We start from the raw sequence: 23459 nt of genomic DNA on the forward strand, positions 1-23459 counted from the left end.
CCGACCCTCGGTCGGGGAACCGGCTCCCATCGGAGTCGGCAAAACGTACGGCCGGTTCATACGACCCGGCCGAGAGTCGAGCACTTGCGGCCCTCAATGGCGGGCCGAGGATCGCAAACTAGGAGAGCAGGGAAGCCTGATGGCGGAGCTTACGATCCGTCCGGAGGAGATCCGGGACGCGCTGGCCGACTTTGTCCAGTCGTACCAGCCGGACGCCGCCTCTGTGGAAGAGGTCGGCACGGTCACTGACGCGGCGGACGGCATCGCGCATGTCGAGGGCCTGCCCTCGGTCATGGCGAACGAGCTGCTGAAGTTCGAGGACGGCACGCTCGGCCTCGCGCTGAACCTCGACACCCGCGAGATCGGTGTCGTCATCCTCGGTGAGTTCGGCGGCATCGAGGAGGGTCAGACGGTGCGCCGCACCGGCGAGGTCCTCTCCGTGCCGGTCGGCGACGGCTACCTCGGCCGCGTCGTGGACCCGCTGGGCAACGCGATCGACGGTCTGGGCGACATCGCCGCCACCGGTCGCCGCGCCCTGGAGCTGCAGGCCCCGGGCGTCATGGCCCGCAAGTCGGTCAAGCAGCCGCTGCAGACCGGTATCAAGGCCATCGACGCGATGACCCCGATCGGCCGCGGCCAGCGCCAGCTGATCATCGGCGACCGCCAGACCGGCAAGACCGCGGTCGCTGTCGACACGATCATCAACCAGCGCGACAACTGGCGCTCGGGCGACCCGGAGAAGCAGGTCCGCTGCATCTACGTCGCCGTGGGCCAGAAGGGCTCCACCATCGCGTCCGTCCGTGGCGCCCTGGAGGAGGCCGGCGCGCTGGAGTACACCACCATCGTGGCCGCTCCCGCCTCCGACCCGGCCGGCTTCAAGTACCTCGCTCCGTACACCGGCTCCGCCATCGGCCAGGAGTGGATGTACGACGGCAAGCACGTCCTGATCATCTTCGACGACCTGTCGAAGCAGGCCGAGGCATACCGTTCCGTCTCCCTGCTGCTGCGCCGCCCGCCGGGCCGCGAGGCGTACCCGGGCGACGTCTTCTACCTGCACTCGCGTCTGCTGGAGCGCTGCGCGAAGCTGAACGACGAGCTCGGCGGCGGCTCGATGACCGGTCTTCCGATCATCGAGACCAAGGCCAACGACGTGTCGGCGTACATCCCGACCAACGTCATCTCGATCACCGACGGCCAGTGCTTCCTGGAATCCGACCTGTTCAACGCCGGCATCCGCCCGGCCGTGAACGTCGGTATCTCGGTCTCCCGCGTCGGTGGCTCCGCCCAGATCAAGGCCATGCGCTCGGTCGCCGGCCGTCTGCGTCTGGACCTCGCCCAGTACCGTGAGCTGGAAGCCTTCGCCGGCTTCGGCTCCGACCTGGACGCGGCCTCCAAGGCCCAGCTGGAGCGCGGTGCGCGCATGGTCGAGCTGCTGAAGCAGGGCCAGTACCAGCCGTTCCCGGTCGAGGAGCAGGTCGTCTCCATCTGGGCCGGTACCACCGGCAAGCTGGACGACGTCCCGGTCGCCGAGATCCGCCGCTTCGAGCGCGAGTTCCTGGACTACGTGCGCCTGCAGCACAAGGACCTGCTCGCCGGCATCGTCGAGACCGGTCTGCTGGCCGACGGCACCGTCGACGCGCTGACCGCCGCGATCGGCGAGTTCAAGCAGGGGTACCAGACCGCTGACGGCAAGCTGCTCTCCGAGCAGGCCTGAGTCCGGTAGCGAGGGAAAGGACGTAACGACCCATGGGAGCACAGCTTCGGGTCTACAAGCGCCGGATCCGCTCTGTCACCGCGACGAAGAAGATCACCAAGGCGATGGAGATGATCTCCGCGGCGCGCATCGGTAAGGCGCAGCGCGCGGTGGCCGCCTCCACCCCGTACGCCGATGAGCTCACCCGGGCGGTGACGGCGGTGGCCACCCGGTCCAACGCCAAGCACTCGCTCACCAGCGAGAACCCGAACGCCACCCGTGCCGCCGTCCTGCTGATCACGGCGGACCGCGGTCTGGCGGGCGGCTACTCGTCCAACGCCATCAAGGCTTCGCTGGCGCTCGCCGAGCGCCTGCGGTCCGAGGGCAAGGACGTGGTGACGTACGCGGTCGGCCGCAAGGGTGTCTCCTACTACGGCTTCCGTGACCTCACGGTCGCGGAGTCGTGGACGGGCTTCTCCGACAAGCCGACCTACGGCGACGCCAAGCTGGTGTCCGCCGCGCTGATCGAGGCGTTCACGGCCGAGACCGGCGGGGTCGACGAGGTCCACGTGATCTCGACCAAGTTCGAGTCGATGCTGACGCAGACCGCCGTCGAGGCGCGCCTGCTGCCGCTGAAGCTCGACGAGGTCCGGGTCGGCGAGGAGTCGGCGGCGAAGACGGAGATCTTCCCGCTCTACGACTTCGAGCCGTCGGCGGAGGGCGTCCTCGACGCGCTGCTGCCGCGGTACGTGGAGAGCCGGATCTACAACGCGCTGCTGCAGTCGGCCGCTTCCGAGCACGCCGCCCGCCGCCGCGCGATGAAGAGCGCGACGGACAACGCCGGCGAGCTCATCAAGTCGCTCACGCGGCTTGCCAACTCGGCCCGTCAGGCCGAGATCACCCAGGAAATCAGCGAGATCGTCGGTGGCGCCAACGCGCTCGCTGACGCGAGCCGCGGGAGCGAATGAGTATGACTACCACTGTTGAGCCGACCACGGCGACGGGCCGCGTCGCGCGGGTCATCGGCCCGGTCGTCGACGTGGAGTTCCCCGTCGACGCGATCCCGAACATGTTCAACGCCCTGCACGTCGAGGTGGACAACCCCGACGGCAGCGGCAAGAAGATCCTCACCCTCGAGGTCGCCCAGCACCTCGGCGACGGCCTGATCCGCGGCATCTCGATGCAGCCGACCGACGGCCTGGTCCGCGGTTCGCAGGTCACCGACACCGGTGCGGCCATCTCGGTGCCGGTCGGCCAGATCACCAAGGGCAAGGTGTTCAACGCCCTCGGTGAGGTGCTGAACGTCGACAAGGACGAGTTCGAGTCGCAGGTCAAGGTCCGGTGGCCGATCCACCGCAAGGCCCCCGACTTCAAGGACCTCGAGTCCAAGACCGAGATGTTCGAGACCGGCATCAAGGTCATCGACCTCCTCACCCCGTACGTGACCGGTGGCAAGATCGGTCTGTTCGGTGGTGCCGGTGTCGGTAAGACCGTTCTGATCCAGGAGATGATCTACCGCGTCGCCGAGAACTTCGGTGGTGTGTCGGTCTTCGCCGGCGTCGGCGAGCGTACCCGTGAGGGCAACGACCTCATCGACGAGATGGTCGACTCGGGCGTTCTGGACAAGACCGCGCTGGTCTTCGGCCAGATGGACGAGCCGCCGGGCACCCGTCTGCGGGTCGCGCTCTCCGCGCTGACCATGGCGGAGTACTTCCGTGACGTCGAGAAGCAGGACGTGCTCCTCTTCATCGACAACATCTTCCGGTTCACCCAGGCCGGTTCCGAGGTGTCGACCCTGCTCGGCCGTATGCCCTCCGCGGTGGGCTACCAGCCGAACCTGGCCGACGAGATGGGCCTCCTCCAGGAGCGCATCACCTCGACCCGCGGTCACTCGATCACCTCGATGCAGGCGATCTACGTCCCCGCGGACGACCTGACCGACCCGGCCCCGGCCACCACCTTCGCCCACCTGGACGCGACGACCGTTCTGTCGCGCCCGATCTCGGAGAAGGGCATCTACCCGGCCGTCGACCCGCTGGACTCCACGTCCCGCATCCTCGACCCGCGGTACATCGCGCAGACCCACTACGAGACGGCCATCCGTATCAAGGGGATCCTGCAGAAGTACAAGGACCTCCAGGACATCATCGCCATCCTCGGTATGGACGAGCTGTCGGAGGAGGACAAGATCACGGTCCACCGTGCCCGTCGCATCGAGCGCTTCCTCTCGCAGAACACCTACGTGGCGAAGCAGTTCACCGGTGTCGAGGGTTCGACCGTGCCGCTGTCCGAGACCATCGAGGCGTTCAACTCGATCGCGGACGGCAAGTACGACTCCGTCCCGGAGCAGGCGTTCTTCATGTGCGGTGGCATCGAGGACCTCCAGCGCAACGCCGCCGAGCTCGCGAAGAAGTAGTCGCGGCCGGTAGCAGCCGAGCGTGATCGCGAGGGGTGGGCCCCAGCCCTGGGACCCACCCCTCGCGTCGCATCGGCTGTGATTCCGGTCAAATCCGTGCCGCCGGTTTCATGCCGGGGGCGCGGGCCCGTTATTCTTACCGAAACTCCCGAGTAATCGGGCGTTGCATGAGCCTAGGAGCCCACGTTGGCTGAGCTGCACGTCGAGCTGGTCGCAGCCGACCGCAAGGTGTGGTCCGGTGCGGCCACCATCGTCGTCGCCCGTACGGCCTCCGGTGACACCGGCATCATGCCGGGTCACACCCCGGTGCTGAGCGTGCTGGAGACCGGTCCGGTCACCATCCGCACCACGGACGGCGGCACCGTGATCGCCGCTGTCCACGGCGGCTTCATCTCCTTCGCCGACAACAAGCTGTCTCTGCTCGCGGAGATCGCCGAGCTGGCGGACGAGATCGACGTCGCGCGCGCCGAGCGCGCACTGGACAAGGCCAAGTCCGACCTGGACGAGCACGCCGAGCGGCGTGCCGAGGTCCGGCTCTTCGCGGCGCGCGGCCTCAAGGCCCGCGCCTGATCGTGCCGGACCCCGCCTGAGCGGGGTCGACCGACGGTCCCGGGGACGCGTGAGCGTGACCCCGGGACTGTCGTCTCAGTTGGTAGGTCAACGCGGTCGCCTGGTACGGCCGAACGGGGAACGCGGGTAGCGAGGAGGTAGGTGAGCATGGTCCTCGCCCTTGTGGTGTGTGCGGCGGTCGTGGCGCTCGGAGTGATCGGGTTGGTCGCGTTCGCGGTACGCCGCCGTGTGATCCAGCGGGTGGGCGGCACCTTCGACTGCAGTTACCGGCTCAAAATGCCGGTCGACGCCTCCACGCAGCCCGACCTCGACGAGAACGGCAAACCCACCTCGGCCCCGGTCCCCCAGACCGATGGCAAGGGGTGGGTTTTTGGTATCGGCCGGTACAGCGGTGATTCCATCGAGTGGTTCCGGGTCTTCTCCTACGCCCCGCGCCCCCGCAAGGTGCTGCCGCGCCGGGAGATCGAGGTGCTGGGCCGGCGCTACCCGGAGGGGCAGGAGGAGCTCGCCCTGCTCTCCGGCTCGGTCGTCCTGCGCTGCCTGCACGAAGGCGCCCCGCTGGAGCTCGCCATGAGCGAGGACGCGCTCACCGGCTTCCTCGCCTGGCTCGAAGCCGCCCCGCCCGGGCAGAGGGTCAACGTCGCGTAGCGACGGACCCCCGGGGTGGGGGTCCCCCCGGCCAAAGGCTGGGGGAGGTCAACGTCGCGGCGACGGACCCTCGGGGTGGGGGTCCCCCCGGCCGGAGGCTGGGGGAGGTCGACGTCGCGGCGACGGACCCTCGGGGTGGGGGTCCCCCCGGCCGGAGGCTGGGGGAGGTCGACGTCGTGGCGACGGACCCTCGGGGTGGGGGAGGTCGACGTCGCGTGGCGACGGGCAGGGGTTAACGCCGCCTAACCGGCCCGGCTAGGGTGGCCGCATGGTCAATCTGACGCGCATCTACACCCGTACCGGCGACGACGGCACCACGGCGCTCGGCGACATGAGCCGCACGACCAAGACCGATCCCCGGCTGGTCGCCTACGCGGACACCAACGAGGCCAATGCCGCGATCGGCGTGGCGATCGCCGCCGGGGCGCTGCCGGACGACGTGGCCGCCGTGCTCACCCGGGTGCAGAACGACCTCTTCGACGTCGGCGCCGATCTGGCCACCCCGGTGGTGGAGGATCCCAAGTACCCGCCGCTCCGGGTCGAGCAGTCCTACATCGACAAGCTGGAGACTGACTGCGACCACTACCTGGCGGAGCTGGAGAAGCTGCGCAGCTTCATCCTCCCCGGCGGCACCCCCGGCGCCGCGTACCTGCACCTGGCCTGCACCGTGGTGCGGCGGGCCGAGCGGGCCACCTGGGCGGCGATCGAGACCCACGGGGACACTGTCAACCCGCTGACCGCCAAGTACCTCAACCGGCTGTCCGACCTGCTGTTCATCCTGGCCCGGGCCGCCAACAAGGAGCGCGGGGACGTGCTCTGGGTGCCGGGCGAGAACCGCTGAGGCACGCCTCAGGGCTGCCCCGGGTAGTGCCGGCCGACGATCCGGCCGTCCTCGACGATCGCGTCGGCCGGCGGCTGCTTCGGCCAGAGGGTGTAGCTCGTGGCGATTACGGTGTTCACCACCGCGGCGATGCCCAGCCGCCAGTACCACTGGTCGAACACGCCGGTCCCGGTGGCGTCGGTGAACAGCTTCAGCGCGGTGATCAGGGTGATCGTGATCGCCACCGAGACCAGGGTGCGCCGGCAGATCGCCCACTCGTGCCGGGCGCGCTCGGTGCCGTACTTGGGCGCGGGCAGTGGCTTCGGCCCGCCGCCGAAGCGGTGCTGGAACCGGTCGTCGGCCCAGCGGACCACGGACGGTCCGTAGCCGACCGAGAAGCCCAGGTAGCTCGCGGCGAGCGCGTGCGTCCAGGAGGCGGTGGCGCCGCCGCGCAGGTCGAGGAAGGTGAGCAGGAACAGCGCCAGGTCGATCACGGGCAGCCCGACCAGCAGGACGGTGCTCACCTTCCGCCACCGCAGCAGGTAGCGGGCGGCCAGGCCCAGTGCGAGAACCACCCAGAAGGCGACCTCGGCGGCGAGGACAAGGGTGACGATCATGGTGTGCTCCAGCTCTCGACGACGCTTCCAGCCTCCCCGGGCGACCTCCGCGCGCGCGTCGTCGGCGGGGACGGTCCCGGGCTGCACCTTTCGATGTAGCCGGACTCCTCCCGGCTCCGGAGTCGGCCGCGGGGCCGGGGATGATCTGATGGGGTCGTGCGCAGACCCACACCCACCCCGCGGCAGGTCGATGCCTCGATCGCGCTGGCCGGGCTGCTCGGCGGACTGCTGCTGATCGCCTTCCAGGTGTACGACCAGTCCTCGTCCATCCCGCGCTGGCAGGTGCTGCCGGCGCTGCTGGCGATGGCGGCCCTGGAGCTGGTCCGGCGGACCAGGCCGATCACCATCGCCGTCCTCGGCGGACTGGTCTTCGCCGGCAGCATCTTCTCCGGCGCCCTGCTGGCGACCACCATGATGTACACCGACCTGCTCTACGCGGCGGTGGTGTACGGGCCCCGGCGGATGTCGCCGGTCCTGCACGTCACCGGCACCGCCTCGGTGCTGGTGCTGACCACCCTGACCTTCGTGTACAGCGACACCGGGACGGCGGTCGCGGTGGTCGTGATCACCACCCTGGTCTTCCTGGGCCCGCTGTGGAGCGCCGACATTGTGCGCAAGCACCGGCAGGAGGCGGAGTCCCAACGGCTGCGGGCGGAGCAGACCGCGCTGCTCTCGGAGATGGACCGGCGCGAGGCGGTGGTCGCCGAACGGTCCAGGATGGCCCGCGAGTTGCACGACGTGGTGGCCAACCACCTGTCCGCGATCGCGATCCACGCGACCGGGGCGCAGTCGCTGGCGCGCCGTCAGGGCCGGGCGGTCGACGATCCGGTGCTGGAGGTGCTGGGCGTCATCCGCGAGAACAGCGTTCAGGGGCTGGCCGAAATGCGCCGCATCGTCGGACTGCTGCGGGACAGCGGCGGCGGCGAGGCCGACGAGTCCTACGCCGCGCCGGACCTGTCGGCGGTGGACGCGCTGCTCGCCAAGGCCCGGGCGGCCGGGCGGGACGTCGGGCTGGACTTCGAGCTGGCCGAGCAGGGCGAGCGCGGGGCGCTGCCGGTGCCGGTCGGGCTGGCGGCGTACCGGATCGTGCAGGAGTCGCTGACCAACGCGCTCAAGCACGCCGGCCCCGGAGAGGTCCGGGTGCTGCTGGACTTCCGGGCCGAGGAGCTGCGGATCCGGGTCGACAGCCCGTTCCGGAGCGGGGCCGGGCAGGCGCTGCCGGGCGCTCGGGCCGGGCTGGTCGGCATGGCGGAGCGGGCCTCGCTGCTGGGCGGCAGTTTCGAGGCCGGGCCGGCCGACGGGAGCTGGAGCGTGCGCGCGGTGCTGCCGAGGGATCAGACGACCGAGGAAGGGGTGGGACGGGCATGACGATCCGGGTGCTGGTCGCGGAGGACCAGGCGGCGGTCAGGGCGGCGCTGGTGATGATCCTGCGGGCCGAGCCGGACCTGGAGGTGGTCGGGCAGGCGGCGGACGGCGAGGAGGCGGTCCGGCTGGCGCTGGAGCTGCGGCCCGACGTGGTCCTGATGGATGTGCAGATGCCGCGGCTGGACGGGGTCTCGGCGACCCGCCAGGTGGTGGCGGCCGGCGCGGCGCAGGTCCTGGTGCTGACGACCTTCGACCTGGACGAGTACGTCTACGGGGCGCTGCGGGCCGGGGCGGCCGGGTTCCTGCTGAAGGACCTGGAGGCGGACGCCCTGGTCGACGGCATCCGCACGGTGGCGCGCGGGGACGGCATGCTGGCGCCCTCGGTGACCCGCCGGCTGATCGGGACCTTCGCCCGTCCGGAGCGGCGGGTGGGACCGGAGGTGCGGGCGGCGGTGGACGGCCTGACGCCGCGCGAGCGCGAGGTGCTGGCCTGTATCGGCGCCGGGCTGTCGAACGGTGAGATCGCCGGGCGGCTGGAGATGGCGGAGGCGACCACCAAGACCCATGTCAGCCGGATCCTGGCCAAGCTGCGGCTGCGCAGCCGGGTGCAGGCGGCGATCCTGGCCCAGGATCTGGGGCTGATGATCTGACCGGTCGGATCGATCTGATCAACCGACCTTCTCGCTTGCTCAGGTCTGTCGCAGATCACACCCCCGGATACCACCACGGGCGCCGGATCGGCATTAAAGTCCGGCCCATGAGTGATGCGGCTCGGTGGGTGACCCCTGCCTTGAGCCGCCTTCAGGGCCCGCCCACCAGGGCGACGACGGCATCGGGAGACCAAGCCATGAGCAGTGCGTCCAGCAAGCAGATCGCCGTGATCGGGGCCGGCCTGATGGGCGCCGGCATCGCCCAGGTCTCCGCGCAGGCCGGGCACCCGGTGGTCCTGCGCGACGTGACCGAGGAGGCGCTGCGCCGCGGTCTCGACGGCATCCGCGCCTCGTACGACAAGTTCGTCGCCAAGGGCCGGCTCACCGCCGAGGACGCCGAGGCGGCGCTCGGCCGGATCACCACCACCACCGACCTCGGCGCCGTCGCCGGGGCGGACATCGTGGTCGAGGCGGTGTTCGAGCAGCTGGAGGTCAAGGAAGGCGTCTTCAAGGAGCTCGACAAGATCGCCAAGGAGGGCGCGGTGCTCGCCTCCAACACCTCCGCCATCCCGATCACCCGGATCGCCGCCGCCACCTCGCGCCCCGAGTCCGTCGTCGGCGTGCACTTCTTCTCGCCGGTGCCGCTGATGAAGCTGGTCGAGCTGGTCCGCGGTTACAAGACCAGCGACGAGACGCTCGCCACCGTCCGGGCCTTCGCCGAGGGCGTCGGCAAGGACGTCGTGGTGGTCAACCGCGACGTGGCCGGTTTCGTCACCACCCGCCTGATCACCGCCCTGGTCGTCGAGGCCGCCAAGCTCTACGAGTCGGGCGTCGCCAGCGCCGAGGACATCGACACCGCCTGCCGGCTCGGCTTCGGCCACCCGATGGGCCCGCTGGAGACCGCCGACCTGACCGGCGTGGACATCCTGCTGCACGCCGCGCACAACATCTACAGCGAGACCCAGGACGAGAAGTTCGCCGCCCCGGAGATCATGGCGCGCATGGTCACCGCCGGTGACCTGGGCCGCAAGAGCGGCCGCGGGTTCTACCCGTACCCGGGCAAGTGACCGCCGCCGGCTGAGCCGAGGGAGGGGACGGGCCGCGCGGTCCCACCACCGCGCGGCCCGCCCCACCGGGCCTGGTGAGTTTCCTCACGCCGGTGCCGCAGACGGGTGATTTGGGCGGTAATCGAGCGTAAGTATGGAGAGTTCCTGCGTATATTCCCTCGGACGAGTGAAGTTGCTTCAGATCCGGCCGGAACCAGCAACCCGAGGGCCCGGCTCGCCGTCAGATGGATGACGGGGAACCCGGCATTCCGTCCGGGGCCGGCGCGCGGGGGCCGCAGGGCCCGGTCGGCGCCCGGAGCGTCACCGCCCCCGACCCGGCACCGCCGGCGGCACCCGTACCCACCGACACCCACCCAGCCACCGACACCCGGCGGCACCGACCGCCAGGACCGGCGCCGAACCCGGTCCGCCCCGGCACGCCGGGCCCGCCCCGCGGAGGAGGAGAGCATGCGCATCACCGGCAACCACGCCGCGCTGGCCCTCGAAGGCCGCCTCGACGTGCGTACCGCCGCCGACGTGCGGGCGCGGCTGCACCAGGCCGTCGACGGCGGCTTCGGCGACCTCGTGCTCGACCTCGGCCGGCTGGAGTTCTGGGACGCCACCGGACTGGGCGTCATCATGGGCACCCACCGCCGGGCCGGCCGGATCGGCCGCCGGCTGGTGCTCCGCTCCGTCCCGGCCCAGCTCCAGCGCCTCCTGGTGGCCACCCGGCTGCACCGCATCCTCGCCGTCGAGGGCGTCACCGTCGAACCCCTCGGCGCCACCCTGCCCGCCCTCTGACCTCCCCGGCGGTCCCCGCCACCGGCCCCCGGGCCCCGCGATCCCTTGCGCCGGGCGGCCGGTGACGGCGCGACGCTGCGCGGGCGGCCGCGGATGTGCGAGAGTCTGGCGTCAGGAAACGGCCGCCGGGGCCCGGCCCTCGGTCGCGGACGACCCGGCCGGCCCGGGGCGACGGCGCGAGCGTGGGGCGGAGCAGAACGTGGCACAGCCAACCGGGGACTTCCGGCAGGAGTCCGTGCGCACCCGGAGCGGTGAACTCGTCTCCGGCGGACTGCTGGTGGGCGTCGGCGGCCCCGAGGGGTCCGAGGTCCGGCCCTGCCCCGAGGAGTGGCGCCCCCGCCCCCGCCGGACCGGGCCGGGAACACCCGCCCGCGGCCCGGCCGGCGACCCCGGCCGCCAGGTCGGCCCGCTCGCGCTCGGCGCCGGCCCCGCCGACCTTCCGCTGCTCGACCGCGAGGCCGACATCGCCCAGCTGCTCGGCCTGCTCGCCGAGGGGCGCTCGATACGCCTGGTCGGCCAGGCCGGCTCCGGCCGCAGCGCCCTGCTGTCGGCCGTCGCCGCGGCCGCCGGAGACCTCGCCCCCGGCGGCGTGGTCCAGCTCCGCGGCCACCGGCGCACCGCCGCCGACCTGCTCCAGGAGCTCTTCGCCGCGACCCACCACGCCCCCGGCTTCCGCCCCGACCCGGGCCAGCTCGCCGAGCATCTCGCCGGGGTCGGCGCGATCGTCGTCATCGACGAGGTCGAACCCGACGGCGCCGAGCTGGAGGCACTGCTCGCCACCGCCCCCGACTGCGCCTTCCTGATCTCCTCCGCCGCCGACGGCCCGCTGCTCCCGGCCGACTCCCGGCTCCAGGACCACCTGGTGGCCGGCCTCTCGCGGTCCGCCTGCCTGGCCCTCGCCGCCCGGCTGGCCGGACGGCCCCTGGACGCGGCCGAGAAGGCGTGGGCGGTGGACCTCTGGTTCGAGTCCGAGGGCCTGCCGCTGCGCTTCGTCCAGGCCGCCGCGCTGCTGCGGCAGCGGGACGTCGCGGTGGACGCGCTGGTGGCCGCCGAGGAGGACCGGATGGACGTCTTCGGCGCCGTCCGGGAGCCCGTCCACGACCCCGACCCGGCGGTCCGCGAGGCGGCGCTGCGGGGCACCGTGCCGCTGCCCTCGGTCGCCGAGTCCACTCTCCCCGCCGTCCGGCTGGCCGAGGGCCTGAGCGAGACCGCGCAGGCCGTCCTGAGGCTCGCGGTGGCCCTCGGCGGCGAGTGCCCGACCGCCCCGCACCTGCCCGCCCTGATCGACGTCGGCCAGGGCGAGAGCGCGCTCGCCGAACTCGCCGACGCCGGGCTCGTGGTCTCGATCGGCGGCCATCACCGGCTGACCGCCGGGGCGCTGGAACTGCTCGCCCCGCACTGGCCGGCCCGGGACACCGTGGACGGCGCCGCCCAGCACTTCTCCTGGTGGGTCGGGCACTCCTCGGTCTCGCTGCCGCAGATCGCGGCCGAGGCCGAGGTGGTGATCGGCGTGCTGCTCGCCGACCGGGCCGCCGGGCGGCACGACTCGGTGCGGCGGCTGGCCCGGGCGGCGGCCCCCGCACTGGCCCTGGCGCTGCGCTGGGGGGCCTGGGAACGGGCGCTGGAGCTCGGCCTGGAGGCGGCCCGGCGGACCGGCGCCGGGGCCGACGAGGCGTGGTTCCGGCACGAGCTGGGTGTGTACGCCCTCTGCGTCCGTGAACCCGGGCGGGCCGTCGTCGAGTTGGAGGCCGTGCTGGTGCTGCGGTCCGAGCTCGGCGAGGTGCGCGGGGTGGCCGCGGCGGGCCGGATGCTCGACCTGCTGCGGGCCGACGGCCGTCAGCTCCCGGCCGCGGCGTCCGCGGGCCCGGCCTCGGCCCGCAGGCCCGTGATCCGGGCCATCGCGCGGGTGCCGCTGCGGATCGGCGCCGCGGCGGCGGGCCCGGGCCGGAGCCGGCGGACGGTCATCGCCGCTTCGGCGGCGGTGCTGGCGCTGGGCGTGCTCGGGACGGCGGTGGGGCTGACGGTGGCCGGGGAGGACCGGGGCAACGACCCGCACAGCAGCAGCGACGACGGCTCCACGCTGCCCGAGGCCGACGCCTCGCCGCGTCCCTCCCCGCCCCGGCCGTCGGCCTCCGGGGCCTCCTCGCCGGTGACGTTGCCGGCCACCGGAGCGACGGGCGGGCCGGTCGTGGAGCAGTCGTCGGCGGGTACGGTGCCGAGCACGGGCACCACGGCCTCCCGGACGCCCTCCGGCTCGCCGTCGGCCTCGGGTTCGGCCTCGGCCTCGAAGAAGCCGAGCGGTTCGCCGAGCCCGGGGGCGAGCACCGGCACCACGCCGCCGCAGACCCAGGCCCCCAACCCGCCGCAGCCCCCCGGGGGCGGCACCGCGGGCGGCACGGGCGGTGCCGCAGGCGGTACGAGTGGTGGTGGGACGACCGGTGGGTCCACGGGCGGGTCGACAGGTGGCGGCACCACCCAGCCGACCGGGGACCCCAGTCCGTCCCCGTCCGCGACCTCTCCGACGGCGACCCAGCCCCCGAGCCCGACCCCTTCCGGGACGGCGACGTCGCCGGGCTCGCCGAGCCCGACGACGCCCACTCCAGCGCCTCCGCCGGCCGGTTGACCGGCCGGCGAGGGGGTCAGAACAGCTTCAGCTTGTCGTCGTCGATGCCGCGCAGCCCGTCGTAGTCCAGCACCACGCAGCCGATGCCGCGATCGGTGGCCAGCACACGGGCCTGGGGCTTGATCTCCTGCGCGGCGAAGACGCCCTTCACCGGGGCCAGCAGCGGGTCCCGGTTGAGCAGTTCGAGGTACCGGGTGAGCTGTTCGACGCCGTCGATCTCGCCGCGCCGCTTGATCTCCACGGCGACCGTCACGCCGTCGGAGTCCCGGCACAGGATGTCGACCGGGCCGATCGCGGTCGGGTACTCGCGGCGGATCAGCGACCAGCCGGCGCCGAGCACCTCCATCCGGTCCGCGAGCAGCTCCTGGAGGTGCGCCTCGACGCCGTCCTTGATGAGCCCGGGGTCCACCCCGAGTTCGTGGGAGGAATCGTGCAGCACCTCCTCCAGCGTGATGATGAGCTTCTCGCCGGCCTTGTTCACCACCGTCCAGACCCCGTCGGCCTCCTTGAGGACGCACGGCGGGGACATCCAGTTGAGGGGCTTGTAGGCGCGGTCGTCGGCGTGGATGCTGACGCTGCCGTCGGCCTTGACCAGGATGAGCCTGGTGGCGGAGGGCAGATGGGCGGAGAGCCGACCGGCATAGTCGACTGAGCAGCGGGCAATTACGAGACGCACGGTCGACCACGCTAGCCCACTGGGGCCAGTTGATGCGATTCCACGACGACAGGGTGAAGAATCCGCGAACCCCGCCACGATGGATGCCCTGCGATCCCGTCAAAGCCTGTCGGCACCCTGGCGGCCATCACCGGAGACAGCTACGGTGTGTGACGGCTTGCTTGCGGGAGCGCTGTCAACGGGGATGGAGACTTCAGATGAACGATCCGACAGGTTCCGGCCATTCCGGTGCACCGGGGCGTATTCCCGGAGCAATCCGCCGGAACCACCGGTCCGGCCCCTCGTTGGCTGCCACGCTGTTCTGAGCGGGCGGCGCCCCGGGCCGCGTCCCTCGACGGACCAGTGGCGCCCCTGCCCCGGCGCGTTGCCGGAAACACGGTCGTCCGACGGCGTCACACCCGTCCGACGGTGTTCCGGACACGGGCGCGCCGCCACCCTCACCCTCAGCTCTGACTTGGACTACGCATCACCGCCCGCGCGCCGCGCGGGCGGACCGCGAGAGGAGAATCCATGTCGCTCGACGTCTCACCGGCCCTGCTGGAGAAGGCCGCGCGGGACGAGGTCGACGAGCGGGAGTTCGTCGACTGCGTCCGCGTCTCCCTGCCGTACGCCTGGGAGCTGATCAGCTCGCTGGTCGCCCGGGCCGAGGTCGACGGCACCGACTTCGCCGACAACCATGTACCGCCGCCCAGCGAGCAGGCCCGCGGCCAGCTCCTGCGGGCCCTGGCCAGCGACGCCATCCGGGGGGCCCTGGAACGGCACTTCGGCGTCCGGCTGGCCTTCCAGAACTGTCACCGGGTGGCGGTCTTCCGGCCGTCCTCCGCCAACAAGAAGCGGTACGAGCGCTTCACCTCGGTCCGCGAGCAACTCCTCAACCAGTCCGACGAACTCCGGGACTGCTAGGACGCGTCTTCGAACCCGCGCCTGCGGAGCGGCGTTGGGGTGCGCACCTCGCCGGCTTCTCGTCGGTCGCCGATGCTCCGCATGGACTCCCTCCTCGGCACCGCCGATGCACGCACCCCAACGCCGCTCCGCCCGCCCATCGGGCGGACGGCGGGGGTTTGAAGACGCGCCCCAGGGCGCCTCTTCGAACCCGCGCCCTGGGTCCCCTCTGTCGGATCCTGCCCGGCACCCCCGGGCTCGGGGGCCGGCGCCGGGGCGGATGCCGGCCGGCGGGCCCCGAGGGGTGCCCGGCGGCCGGGGTGTCATCCCAGCTGCGGCAGGACCTCGGAGCCGATCCGGGCGATGTTGTGCAGGGTGGCGTCCCGGTCGCCGCTGCCCTCGGCGAGCAGCGCGAACCGGCGGATGCCGGTCCGTTCGGCGGTGGCCAGCAGCCGGTCCGCGCACTGCCTGGGGGTCCCGACCGCGTGCAGGTCGCAGAGCAGTTCGGTGTACTGGTGCGGATCGCGCATCTTCCGCTCCCGGCCGTCCACCGTGCGGTGGGCGCCGAGCCCGAACTCGAACCAGCCGGGCATGGCGCGCAGCAGCGTGGCCCGGGCCGCCGAGGCCCGGTCGTCGACCTGGACGACCCCGGCCGCGACGTGCCGGAGGGTGATCCGCCGCAGCTGCTCCTCACCGCGCCCGGCCGCCAGCCAGGCGGAACGATACAGCTCCAGCATGTGCAGCTTGTCCTCGTCGCCGGAGTGCATGCCCAGCAGCATCGGCAGGCCCCGCTCGGCGGCTGTGCGGACCCCGCCGGGCGAGGTGCAGGCGACCACCATCGGCGGACCGGCCACCGGTCGGCCGTCGGCCGTCAGCTCGTCGAGGGCGCCGTCGACGTCCTGGCGCTGCCGCGGGAAGCGCAGCGTGCCGGTCCGCTCGTCGAGGCCCAGCCAGGCGCCGAGGTCCGGCGGCCGGGGCGGTTCGGTGGCCCGGGGCACCACCGCGACCTCGGGGAAGGTGAACTGCGGTCCGGCCGCGCCCACCCGGGTGCCGCGCAACCAGCGCAGCAGCAGGTCGAGCCGCTCCGGGAAGCCCCGTTCGAAGGCGTCGACACCGCCGCCGAACACCTCCAGGTCGATCCATGGGCCGCCGCGCCCCACTCCGAGCGTGAAGCGCCCGTCGGAGGTGAGGTGGAGCAGTGCCGCCTGTTCGCCGAGGGCCACCGGGTGGGCGGTGGAGAGCACGCTGACCGCCGTGCCGATGCCGATCCGCCTGGTCCGGCCGAGCAGCAGCGCGGCCAGGGTGGCGGCGTTGGGACAGACCCCGTACGGGACGAAGTGGTGCTCGGCCAGCCAGACGCTGTCGAGCCCCGCCTGCTCGGCCGCGACGGCGGCGCGGACGGTGCGGTCCAGCGCCTCCCCGTGGGTCTGACCGGGGAACTGCGCCGAGAGCAGGAACGCGCCGACCTGGACGGGGGCGGTGTCCGCGGTGGCGGTACCGGAGCGCCGGTCGGCCGGCAGCGGGGTGCCGGCGGCGGCCGTCACGGTGGTGGGGGTCAGCGTCGGGCCGGGGGCCGGGGGGCGGACCCCGACGGGTCGGCGGGTCTCGGCGCGGGCACTGGTTCGGGTCATCCTGGGGCCTCCTCGGGTGCGCGCAGGGTCTGCGGGCCCCGCCTGTCCCCTCGTGAGTAGCCCATGTCATGTGCCAATGGCACGCCGAACCACCAATTTCCCAGAGAATCGGGTGGATCTCACGGGAAACAGCCGATCATCCTCCGATGCCGTGATAGTGGCCCGTCCGGGCGGCACGCGGCCGTACGCTGGAACGGTTCCCGACACCCCGTAGAGAGGTAGTTCGCCGTGTCGCCCCGACGCAACCGGATCAAGAGCGGCGCCGACCCGGACCGGGCGGAACCGTCCGCCCCGACGGGCGGCTCGATGCGCCGGACCGAGAACTACCGGGGCGAGGACTGGGTGGTGCAGACGGTCGCCGGGACGGCCGGGCGGCACTACCGCTGCCCGGGGTGCGACCAGGAGATCCCGTCCGGGACGGGGCACGTGGTGGCGTGGCCGCTGCACGGCGCGGGCGTGGAGGACCGCCGGCACTGGCACCGGGCCTGCTGGGGCGCGCGGGAGCGCCGGGCCTCGAACCTGCTCCGAGGCCGCGGCGCTCCCCGGTACTGACCGGCGCCGACGGCTGCCGGTCGCCGACCGCTGCCCGGCGCCGGCGGGTACCGGGCGGCGCCGGGCTCAGGCGTCGCGGTTCTTCAGCACCAGCGCGCCGCCGGCCAGGGCGGCGACCGTCCAGGCCAGACAGATCAGGAAGCCCGCCCACGGCCCGTACGGCTGGCCGTGCTGCTCGTAGACCAGCAGCATCCGGGACCCCGCGTAGTCGGGGAAGTAGTGGGCGACGGTCTTGGCGCCCGGTACCGCCGAGAGGATCGGCGAGAGCAGGAAGAAGAACGGCACCAGCACGCCCAGCGCCAGGGTCTGGTTGTGCAGCATCGTGGTGACCCCGGCCGAGAAGAGGCAGAGCATCGTGAGGTAGAGCGCGGCGCCGAACACCGCGCGCAGCACGTTCGGCTCTCCCAGCGAGGTGGAGTGGTCGCCGAGCAGCGCCTGGCCGGTGAAGAAGGTCAGGAGGGCCGTCACCAGCGAGACGGCCAGGGCGAGCCCCCCGAGCACCGCGGCCTTGCCGGTGAGCAGGGTGCCGCGCTGCGGGACGGCCGCCAGGGTGACCCGGATCATCCCGCTGCTGTACTCGTTCCCGATCGCCAGCACGCCGAAGACGATGATGGCCAGTTCGCCGAGCAGGATGCCGGAGAAGGCGGTGCCGGTGGCGTCGAACGGGGTGTTGTCGCTGCGGAACTCCTCGAAGTTGTTGTTGGTCAGCAGTGACAGCAGGGCGCCGACGCCGAGGGTGACCACGAAGGTCAGCGCGAGGGTCCAGATCGTCGAGCGGACGCTGCGGATCTTGGTCCACTCGGAGCGCAGGACCGCGGGGAAGGACGCCATCTCAGTTCTCCTCCGTGCCGTGGGCGGCCGGCTGCTCCGCGGCACCGCCCTTCCAGTCGGCGCCCCAGACGCCGGGCGCGCCGGCCGCGTCCCGGCCCGGCCCGTCGCCGGCGTGGTACTCGACCGCGTCCGCCGTCATCTGCATGAACGCCTCCTCCAGCGAAGCCTGCTGCGGGCTGAGCTCGTGCAGCACCACGCCGTGCGCGGCGGCGAGTTCGCCGAGCGCGGCGAGGTCGCCGTCGACCACCTCGACCGAGCCCGTCGGGCCCGCCTCGTGCCGCACCCCGGCGCCGGTCAGCGCGTCGAGCAACCGCTCGGGCTGCGGGCTGCGCAGCCGGACGGCGGAGCGGGAGTTGCGCCGGATGAATTCGGCCATCGGCAGGTCGGCCAGCAGTCGGCCGCGGCCGATGACCACCAGGTGGTCGGCGGTGACGGCCATCTCGCTCATCAGGTGGGAGGAGACGAAGACGGTCCGGCCCTCGGCGGCGAGGCGCTTCATCAGGTTGCGGATCCAGAGGATGCCCTCGGGGTCGAGCCCGTTCACCGGCTCGTCGAACATCACGATCTCCGGGTCCCCGAGCAGGGCGCAGGCGATGCCGAGACGCTGGCCCATGCCGAGCGAGAAGCCGCGGGCCCGTTTGCGGGCGACCGGGGTGAGACCGACCAGCGCGAGCGCCTCGTCCACCCGGCGCTCGGGGATCCGGTTGCTCTGGGCGAGCCAGAGCAGGTGGTCGCGGGCGGTGCGGCCGGGGTGGACGGCCTTGGCCTCCAGCAGCGCGCCGATGTACTTGAGCGGTTCGCTCAGCTGTCCGTATCTCCTGCCGTCGATCGTGACCCGGCCGCCGGTGGGGCGGTCGAGGTCGAGGATCATGCGCATCGTGGTGGACTTCCCGGCACCGTTGGGCCCCAGGAACCCGGTGACCACACCCTGCGGGACCTTGAAGCTCAGCCGGTCGACGGCCAGGGTCCTGCCGTAACGTTTGGTCAGGTCGTGCAACTCGATCATCGCTGCTCCCTTACTCTCCGTCAGGCTATGACAAAGCGGACAAGGCGGCCCGCTGAGTGGGCCCGCCGGGCGCACCCGAATACGGTGGCCCCATGACCCAGCTCCCCTCCGCAGTGTCGGTCCGCGAGAGCGGTACCGGAACACCCCTCGTGCTGCTGCACGCCTTTCCGCTCAGTGCCGCCATGTGGTCCGCCCAACTGGAGACGCTGCCCGGTCCGACCGGGGACCGGGCCAGGGTGATCACCCCGGACCAGCGCGGCTTCGGCGGTGCCGGGCTGGGCTCCGAGGAGCCCTCGCTGGACACCGTCGCCGACGACGTCGCCCGGTTGCTCGACACCGCCGGGATCGACCGGACGGTGCTCGGCGGGCTCTCCATGGGCGGCTACGTGGCACTGGCCTTCGCCGAGCGCCACCCCGACCGGCTGGCGGGCCTGCTGCTGGCCAATACCAAGGCCACCGCCGACCCCGGGCCGGCCAGGACCAACCGGGAGCGGATCGCCGCCGCGGTGCTGGCCCGGGACAGCGTCCGGCTGCTGCTCGACGAGCGGACGGCGGCCGGCCAGCTCGGGCCGGACTCCCAGCACCTGGTGGACCGGGTGGAGGGGATGATCGCCGCCGCCCCGCCGGCCACCGTCGCGTGGGCGCAGCGGGCGATGGCGGCCCGTCCGGCGCGGCTGGACGTCCTGGCCGGGGTCCGGGTGCCGGCCGCCGTGCTGGCGGGCGCGGAGGACGCGCTGATGCCCGTCACCGAGGCCGAGCTGATGGCGCGGGCCCTGCCGGACGCCGAGCTGACCGTGCTGCCCCGGGTGGGGCACCTGAGCGCGATCGAGGCGCCGGAGGCGTTCGACGCGGTCGCGCGCCGGCTGCTGGAGCGGGTGGTGGCGGCGGGATGAGGGAGGAACGTGCGGAGGCCGACGGCTGGGACTTCTCCGCGTTGGAGGTGACCGGCCGGATCCCGTTGACGAACCGGGGCGAGGGGCTGCTCGAACTGACCCTGGAGCCGCTGGGGGAGGACTACTGGATGCGCCCGGGGGAGACGTTCATCGTCACCTCGTACGGCGACTTCGGGTCGGGGCACCCGTTCGAGGTGCAGTACTGGCCGGACTCGGTCTCGGTCTGGTGCACCTCGTGGTTCGGCACCGTCTCGGACGACGAGGGCAACCAGCTCAGCCACGGCCACCAGCGGCCGGACGGCGCCTACCCGCGCTGAGGCGCCCACCGGTGCCGAGGAAACCGGACGGCCCCCGCCCGGGAGGGGCGGGGGCCGTCGGGGCTCGCGGGACGCGTCAGCGCGACTGCTGGGCGGGCACGCCCATGGTGTCGTCGTTCGGCAGCGAGGCGGCGGCCACGGCCGCGCCGGTCAGCGTCGCCAGCATCTCGCGGACGTTGGTCAGCTGGGCGTTGATGCTGTCGCGGCGGTTGGTGAGCGCCGCCAGCTCGCGCTCGGACTCGCTGCGGATGCGGTCGGCCTTGGCGTTGGCGTCGGCCACGATGTCCTCGGACTGGCGCTGGGCCGTCTCGACGGTCTGGCGGGCGCGGCGCTCGGCGTCGGTGCGCAGCTTCTCGGCCTCCAGGCGCAGCTGCTCGGCCCGGTGCTCGATCTCGGCCAGCCGCTTCTCGGCCTTGGCCTGACGGGCGGCCAGGTCGCGCTCGGACTGCTCGCGGCGCTTCGCCAGGTTGGTCTCGAACTCCAGCGCGGCCTGGGCGGCCTTGGTGCGGGTCTCCTCGAAGAGGGCGTCCGCCTCCTCGCGCTTGTTCTGCGCGTCCTTGTTGGCCTCGGCGCGCAGCTGGGCGGAGTCGCTCTTGGCCTTGTCGACGATCCGCAGACCCTCGTCCTCCGCCTTGGCCTTGCGGTCCTTGGCGTAGTTCTCGGCCTCGGTGCGGACCTGCTGGGCGGCGGCCTCGGCGAGCTCGCGGTGCTGCTCGGCGGCGCGGTGCGCCTCCTCGCGCAGGTCCTTGGCCTCCTCCTCGGCGAGGCGCAGGATCTTCTCGACCCGGGCACCGAGACCGGCGTACGACGGCTCCGCCTCGGCGACCGCCGCCTGGGCGGTCTGGGTCTCCAGGTGGAGCTCCTCGATGCGCTTCTCGAGGGCGCTGATCCGGGTCAGGGCACTGTCACGGTCGGCCACCAGCTTGGTGATCCGCTCGTCGACCTGGGCGCGTTCGTACCCACGGCGCACCAGGTCGAAGCCGTGAGGGGAGTGACTGTCGCTCATGGGGTTCTGGGCTTCCTGTCGTCAAACCGCTGAGGTGGTTGAGGGAATCCTGACACGGTACCGGAGTGTCGGCGGCGAAACGCCGTTGTCCTGCGGACAATGTCCGCTCAATCGGGTGGTGCGCTCTTGGAGCGATTGCCACCCGATCGGGGAGAACCAATTCCGGCACCGGCCTTGGCACCCCCGTCCTTCTTGGTACTTCCCCCGTTGGCCTGGGCGACCGGTGACGGTGCCTCGAATGCCTCCAGCGCGGACAGCACGTCCTGGACCCTGGAGATCTCGGTGTTGATGTCCTTGCGCCGGCGCACCAGTTCGTCCAGCTCGCGCCGGCCCTCGTCGGTGACCCGCTGCGCCTCGGCCCTGGCCTCGTCGAGCAGCCGCTCGGCCTCCGCCCGGGCGAGTTCGATCTGCTCGTCCGCGGTCCGGTCGGCGGTCCGCAGCCGCTTCTCGGCCTCGGCGGCGGCCGACTCCAGCCGCTCCTCCGCCTCGTCCTGGGCGGACTTCAGCTTGGCCTCGGCCTTGACGATCAGGGCCTCGGCGCGGTCGGTGGAGCTGGCGAGCTTGGTCTCGGCCTCCTTCAGCAGGCCCTCGGCCTTGCGGACGGCGGACAGCCGGACCTTGCTGGCCTCGCCCGACGCCTCCGAGGTCAGCTCGTTGGCGCGGTCCTCGGCGGCCGCGACCAGCGCCGCCGCCCGGTCCTCGGCCTCGGCGACGGTGGCGACCGCCTGCTCCTCGGCCTCGGTCAGCTGGTCCTGGGCCGCCGTCACCAGGGCGTCCACCCGCTCGCCGGCCGACTTCATGGCCTGCGCGTTCTCCTTGCGGGCGCGCTCGTGCAGGGCCTCGACCTCGGCGTCGGTGCGCTCGCGCAGCTCCTCGGCGCGCTCGCGGATCGCGGTCGCGTCCCGGCGGGCCTCGGCGAGCAGCGTGTCGGCGTCCGAGCGGCCCTTCTCGACGGCCTCCTGCCCGGTGGCCTCGCCGGCCGCGACCAGCCGGTCGGCCTCCTTGCGGGCGGCGGCGACCATCGCGTCGGCCTGCTCCTCGGCGGCGGCGGTGGTGGCCAGGGCGGTGGTGCGGGCGTCCTCGCCGAGCGACTCGGCGTCCGCGAAAGCCTTCTCCAGGACGGACTTGGCGTGCTCGCGGGTGGACCTGTCGAACTGCTCGGCGGCCTCGCGGGTGTCCGCGTCGAAGGCGTCGGCGCGGGCGTGGGTGTCCGCGTCGTAGTCGTCGGCGAGGGTGCGGGTGGCGAGCGCGTACTCCTCGGCCTCGGCGCGCAGCGCGGCGGCGAACTCCTCCGCCTCCGCGATGTCGCCGGCGGCCCGCTCCTGACCGGCGGCGACCGTCCGGGCGGCCAGTTCCTCGGCCTCGGCCCGCCGGCGCTCGGCCGCCTCCTGGGCGGTGCGCAGGGTGTCGTCCGCCTCGGCGCGCAGCTGCTCGTCCCAGGCCAGGGCCTCGGCCCGGTGCCGGGCCAGTTCGGCCTCGGCGGACTCGCGCTCGGCGGCCAGCTCCAGCTCGGTCTGCTCGCGCAGCGCGGTGGTCTCGGCGTCGGTGCGGGCCCGCAGGTCGGCGGTGTCCCGCTCGGCGGTCGCGCGCAGCTCCGCCACCTCGTGCTCGACCGTGTCGCGCAGTCGGGCGGTCTCCCGGTCGGCCAGCGCCCGGAGTTCGGTGGTCTCCCGGTCGGCGGTGTCGCGCAGTTCGGCGGCGGCCCGCTCGGCCCGCTCGCGCAGGTCCGTGGTCTCCCGCTCGGCGGTGGCCCGGAGCTCGGCGATCTGCTGGGAGGCGGTCTCGTGCAGCCCGGCCACCGACTGGCGGACCTCGGCGGCCTCCTCCTCGGCGGCCTCGACCAGCCCGGCGGCCTCGGCGCGGCCCTCGGCGACCAGTTCCTCGCCGTCACGCCGGGCCTGCTCCAGCTCCTCGCCGGCCTCGGCCCGGATCGTCGCGGCGGTGGCCCGGGCCTCTGACAGCTCGCGGCCGGCCTCGGCGCGGACCGTCGCGGCCTGCTCGTCGGCGAGCGCCCGCTCGGCCTCGGCCCGCTCGCGCAGCTCCGCCGCGGCCGCCTGGGCCTCGGCCCGGAGGCGGGTGGTTTCGGTGGTGGTGCGTTCGGTGAGGTCGGCGGCGGCGGTTTCGGCCTCGGTGCGGACGTGTTCGGCGTGGGTGTCGGCGGCTTCGCGGACGGCGGCGGCTTCGGCGGCGGTGCGTTCGGTGAGTTCCTCGGCGGAAGCCTCGGCCCCGGTGCGCAGCCGCTCGGCGGCGGCCTCGGCCTCGGCCCGGAGCCGCTCGGCGGCGTCCCCGGCGGCCTCCAGGGCCCGTTCGGCCTCGGCCTGGAGGCGGGTGGTTTCGGTGGTGGTGCGTTCGGTGAGGTCGGCGGCGGCGGTTTCGGCCTCGGTGCGGACGTGTTCGGCGTGGGTGTCGGCGGCTT

General features: G+C 72.9%; 21 protein-coding genes and 1 pseudogene. 15 read left to right on the plus strand and 7 right to left on the minus strand.

All coding sequences use genetic code 11. The annotated features are described in order from the left end of the window. Positions 1 to 139: 139 nt before the first annotated feature. The 6 genes from atpA to ACIQ9P_RS14250 all read left to right on the plus strand — a co-directional run bounded on the left by atpA (position 140) and on the right by ACIQ9P_RS14250 (position 6168). Positions 140 to 1714 carry a F0F1 ATP synthase subunit alpha gene (atpA, locus tag ACIQ9P_RS14225; protein ID WP_402354747.1) on the plus strand — a complete coding sequence of 525 codons (1575 nt, stop codon included), beginning with the start codon at positions 140 to 142 and terminating at the stop codon, positions 1712 to 1714. Between the two features lie 32 nt (positions 1715 to 1746). Further along, positions 1747 to 2661 carry a F0F1 ATP synthase subunit gamma gene (locus ACIQ9P_RS14230; protein ID WP_402354749.1) on the plus strand — a complete coding sequence of 305 codons (915 nt, stop codon included), beginning with the start codon at positions 1747 to 1749 and terminating at the stop codon, positions 2659 to 2661. Positions 2662 to 2663: 2 nt separating this feature from the next. Continuing rightward, complete coding sequence (gene atpD, locus ACIQ9P_RS14235; RefSeq protein ID WP_402354751.1) at positions 2664 to 4109, plus strand: F0F1 ATP synthase subunit beta; 1446 nt, start codon at positions 2664 to 2666, stop codon at positions 4107 to 4109. 186 nt (positions 4110 to 4295) lie between these two features. Continuing rightward, a complete protein-coding gene (locus ACIQ9P_RS14240; RefSeq protein WP_030392780.1) occupies positions 4296 to 4679 on the plus strand; it encodes a F0F1 ATP synthase subunit epsilon in 384 nt (127 codons plus the stop codon). A gap of 147 nt (positions 4680 to 4826) precedes the next feature. After that, positions 4827 to 5327, plus strand: coding sequence for a DUF2550 domain-containing protein (locus tag ACIQ9P_RS14245; RefSeq protein ID WP_030392779.1), 501 nt, complete (start codon positions 4827 to 4829; stop codon positions 5325 to 5327). Between the two features lie 268 nt (positions 5328 to 5595). Beyond that, positions 5596 to 6168 (plus strand): cob(I)yrinic acid a,c-diamide adenosyltransferase, encoded by a 573-nt coding sequence (locus ACIQ9P_RS14250; RefSeq protein ID WP_402354754.1) that lies wholly within the window; start codon positions 5596 to 5598, stop codon positions 6166 to 6168. Between the two features lie 8 nt (positions 6169 to 6176). Here ACIQ9P_RS14250 and ACIQ9P_RS14255 read toward each other — a convergent pair whose 3' ends face one another. Next, a complete protein-coding gene (locus tag ACIQ9P_RS14255; protein WP_402354756.1) occupies positions 6177 to 6764 on the minus strand; it encodes a hypothetical protein in 588 nt (195 codons plus the stop codon). A 156-nt stretch (positions 6765 to 6920) separates the two neighbouring features. Between ACIQ9P_RS14255 and ACIQ9P_RS14260 the strand changes: the two genes are divergently transcribed. From ACIQ9P_RS14260 to ACIQ9P_RS14280, 5 genes are all read left to right on the plus strand, one after another. After that, positions 6921 to 8132, plus strand: a complete 1212-nt coding sequence (locus tag ACIQ9P_RS14260) for a sensor histidine kinase (protein WP_402354758.1) — start codon at positions 6921 to 6923, stop codon at positions 8130 to 8132. Next, a complete protein-coding gene (locus tag ACIQ9P_RS14265; RefSeq protein ID WP_402354760.1) occupies positions 8129 to 8779 on the plus strand; it encodes a response regulator in 651 nt (216 codons plus the stop codon). Before ACIQ9P_RS14260 ends, ACIQ9P_RS14265 begins: the two co-directional genes overlap by 4 nt. A gap of 197 nt (positions 8780 to 8976) precedes the next feature. Further along, entirely contained in the window at positions 8977 to 9846 is an 870-nt protein-coding gene (locus tag ACIQ9P_RS14270) for a 3-hydroxyacyl-CoA dehydrogenase family protein (RefSeq protein ID WP_402354762.1), read from the plus strand. 447 nt (positions 9847 to 10293) lie between these two features. After that, positions 10294 to 10626, plus strand: a complete 333-nt coding sequence (locus ACIQ9P_RS14275) for an STAS domain-containing protein (protein ID WP_402354764.1) — start codon at positions 10294 to 10296, stop codon at positions 10624 to 10626. Positions 10627 to 10825: 199 nt separating this feature from the next. Beyond that, positions 10826 to 13249: an ATP-binding protein gene (locus ACIQ9P_RS14280; protein ID WP_402354766.1), complete on the plus strand. Its 2424-nt coding sequence runs from the start codon at positions 10826 to 10828 to the stop codon at positions 13247 to 13249. A gap of 16 nt (positions 13250 to 13265) precedes the next feature. On the opposite strand, the gene nucS is transcribed toward ACIQ9P_RS14280, so the two are convergent. Beyond that, a complete protein-coding gene (nucS, locus tag ACIQ9P_RS14285; protein WP_402354768.1) occupies positions 13266 to 13925 on the minus strand; it encodes an endonuclease NucS in 660 nt (219 codons plus the stop codon). A 510-nt stretch (positions 13926 to 14435) separates the two neighbouring features. Here nucS and ACIQ9P_RS14290 point away from each other — a divergent pair. After that, positions 14436 to 14828: an SCO5389 family protein gene (locus tag ACIQ9P_RS14290; protein ID WP_030392770.1), complete on the plus strand. Its 393-nt coding sequence runs from the start codon at positions 14436 to 14438 to the stop codon at positions 14826 to 14828. Between the two features lie 302 nt (positions 14829 to 15130). Here the strand turns inward: ACIQ9P_RS14290 and ACIQ9P_RS14295 are convergent, their stop codons facing one another. Continuing rightward, positions 15131 to 16438 carry an LLM class flavin-dependent oxidoreductase gene (locus tag ACIQ9P_RS14295; protein WP_402354770.1) on the minus strand — a complete coding sequence of 436 codons (1308 nt, stop codon included), beginning with the start codon at positions 16436 to 16438 and terminating at the stop codon, positions 15131 to 15133. 228 nt (positions 16439 to 16666) lie between these two features. Here ACIQ9P_RS14295 and ACIQ9P_RS14300 point away from each other — a divergent pair, with 228 nt between their 5' ends. Next, the gene (locus ACIQ9P_RS14300; RefSeq protein WP_402354772.1) at positions 16667 to 16990 is read left to right on the plus strand and encodes an ATP/GTP-binding protein; all 324 of its coding nucleotides are present in this window, start codon (positions 16667 to 16669) and stop codon (positions 16988 to 16990) included. Between the two features lie 66 nt (positions 16991 to 17056). Here ACIQ9P_RS14300 and ACIQ9P_RS14305 read toward each other — a convergent pair whose 3' ends face one another. Then, positions 17057 to 17821, minus strand: a complete 765-nt coding sequence (locus ACIQ9P_RS14305) for an ABC transporter permease subunit (RefSeq protein WP_402354774.1) — start codon at positions 17819 to 17821, stop codon at positions 17057 to 17059. Between the two features lies 1 nt (position 17822). Continuing rightward, positions 17823 to 18827 (minus strand): ABC transporter ATP-binding protein, encoded by a 1005-nt coding sequence (locus ACIQ9P_RS14310; protein WP_402354776.1) that lies wholly within the window; start codon positions 18825 to 18827, stop codon positions 17823 to 17825. A 92-nt stretch (positions 18828 to 18919) separates the two neighbouring features. Between ACIQ9P_RS14310 and ACIQ9P_RS14315 the strand changes: the two genes are divergently transcribed. Further along, the gene (locus ACIQ9P_RS14315; protein WP_402354778.1) at positions 18920 to 19720 is read left to right on the plus strand and encodes an alpha/beta fold hydrolase; all 801 of its coding nucleotides are present in this window, start codon (positions 18920 to 18922) and stop codon (positions 19718 to 19720) included. Next, positions 19717 to 20037 (plus strand): hypothetical protein, encoded by a 321-nt coding sequence (locus ACIQ9P_RS14320; RefSeq protein WP_402354780.1) that lies wholly within the window; start codon positions 19717 to 19719, stop codon positions 20035 to 20037. Before ACIQ9P_RS14315 ends, ACIQ9P_RS14320 begins: the two co-directional genes overlap by 4 nt. A gap of 76 nt (positions 20038 to 20113) precedes the next feature. Here the strand turns inward: ACIQ9P_RS14320 and ACIQ9P_RS14325 are convergent, their stop codons facing one another. Together ACIQ9P_RS14325 and ACIQ9P_RS14330 are read right to left on the minus strand one after the other, a co-directional pair. After that, the gene (locus tag ACIQ9P_RS14325) at positions 20114 to 21043 is read right to left on the minus strand and encodes a cellulose-binding protein (protein WP_030302799.1); all 930 of its coding nucleotides are present in this window, start codon (positions 21041 to 21043) and stop codon (positions 20114 to 20116) included. Between the two features lie 107 nt (positions 21044 to 21150). Beyond that, positions 21151 to 23459: pseudogene (locus ACIQ9P_RS14330) on the minus strand (hypothetical protein); the annotation flags it as partial.

This window comes from Kitasatospora sp. NPDC094019 (assembly GCF_044764505.1).
Classification (GTDB): domain Bacteria; phylum Actinomycetota; class Actinomycetes; order Streptomycetales; family Streptomycetaceae; genus Kitasatospora.

Excerpts from the sequence above, each read along its gene's own strand:
- ACIQ9P_RS14315 (WP_402354778.1), top strand. The coding sequence starts at position 18,920 with ATGACCCAGCTCCCCTCCGCAGTGTCGGTCCGCGAGAGCGGTACCGGA.
- ACIQ9P_RS14310 (WP_402354776.1), bottom strand. The coding sequence starts at position 18,827 with ATGATCGAGTTGCACGACCTGACCAAACGTTACGGCAGGACCCTGGCC.
- ACIQ9P_RS14230 (WP_402354749.1), top strand. The coding sequence starts at position 1,747 with ATGGGAGCACAGCTTCGGGTCTACAAGCGCCGGATCCGCTCTGTCACC.
- ACIQ9P_RS14270 (WP_402354762.1), top strand. The coding sequence starts at position 8,977 with ATGAGCAGTGCGTCCAGCAAGCAGATCGCCGTGATCGGGGCCGGCCTG.
- ACIQ9P_RS14245 (WP_030392779.1), top strand. The coding sequence starts at position 4,827 with ATGGTCCTCGCCCTTGTGGTGTGTGCGGCGGTCGTGGCGCTCGGAGTG.
- atpD (WP_402354751.1), top strand. The coding sequence starts at position 2,664 with ATGACTACCACTGTTGAGCCGACCACGGCGACGGGCCGCGTCGCGCGG.
- ACIQ9P_RS14255 (WP_402354756.1), bottom strand. The coding sequence starts at position 6,764 with ATGATCGTCACCCTTGTCCTCGCCGCCGAGGTCGCCTTCTGGGTGGTT.
- ACIQ9P_RS14275 (WP_402354764.1), top strand. The coding sequence starts at position 10,294 with ATGCGCATCACCGGCAACCACGCCGCGCTGGCCCTCGAAGGCCGCCTC.
- ACIQ9P_RS14250 (WP_402354754.1), top strand. The coding sequence starts at position 5,596 with ATGGTCAATCTGACGCGCATCTACACCCGTACCGGCGACGACGGCACC.
- ACIQ9P_RS14295 (WP_402354770.1), bottom strand. The coding sequence starts at position 16,438 with ATGACCCGAACCAGTGCCCGCGCCGAGACCCGCCGACCCGTCGGGGTC.
- ACIQ9P_RS14305 (WP_402354774.1), bottom strand. The coding sequence starts at position 17,821 with ATGGCGTCCTTCCCCGCGGTCCTGCGCTCCGAGTGGACCAAGATCCGC.
- ACIQ9P_RS14325 (WP_030302799.1), bottom strand. The coding sequence starts at position 21,043 with ATGAGCGACAGTCACTCCCCTCACGGCTTCGACCTGGTGCGCCGTGGG.
- ACIQ9P_RS14320 (WP_402354780.1), top strand. The coding sequence starts at position 19,717 with ATGAGGGAGGAACGTGCGGAGGCCGACGGCTGGGACTTCTCCGCGTTG.
- ACIQ9P_RS14265 (WP_402354760.1), top strand. The coding sequence starts at position 8,129 with ATGACGATCCGGGTGCTGGTCGCGGAGGACCAGGCGGCGGTCAGGGCG.
- atpA (WP_402354747.1), top strand. The coding sequence starts at position 140 with ATGGCGGAGCTTACGATCCGTCCGGAGGAGATCCGGGACGCGCTGGCC.
- ACIQ9P_RS14290 (WP_030392770.1), top strand. The coding sequence starts at position 14,436 with ATGTCGCTCGACGTCTCACCGGCCCTGCTGGAGAAGGCCGCGCGGGAC.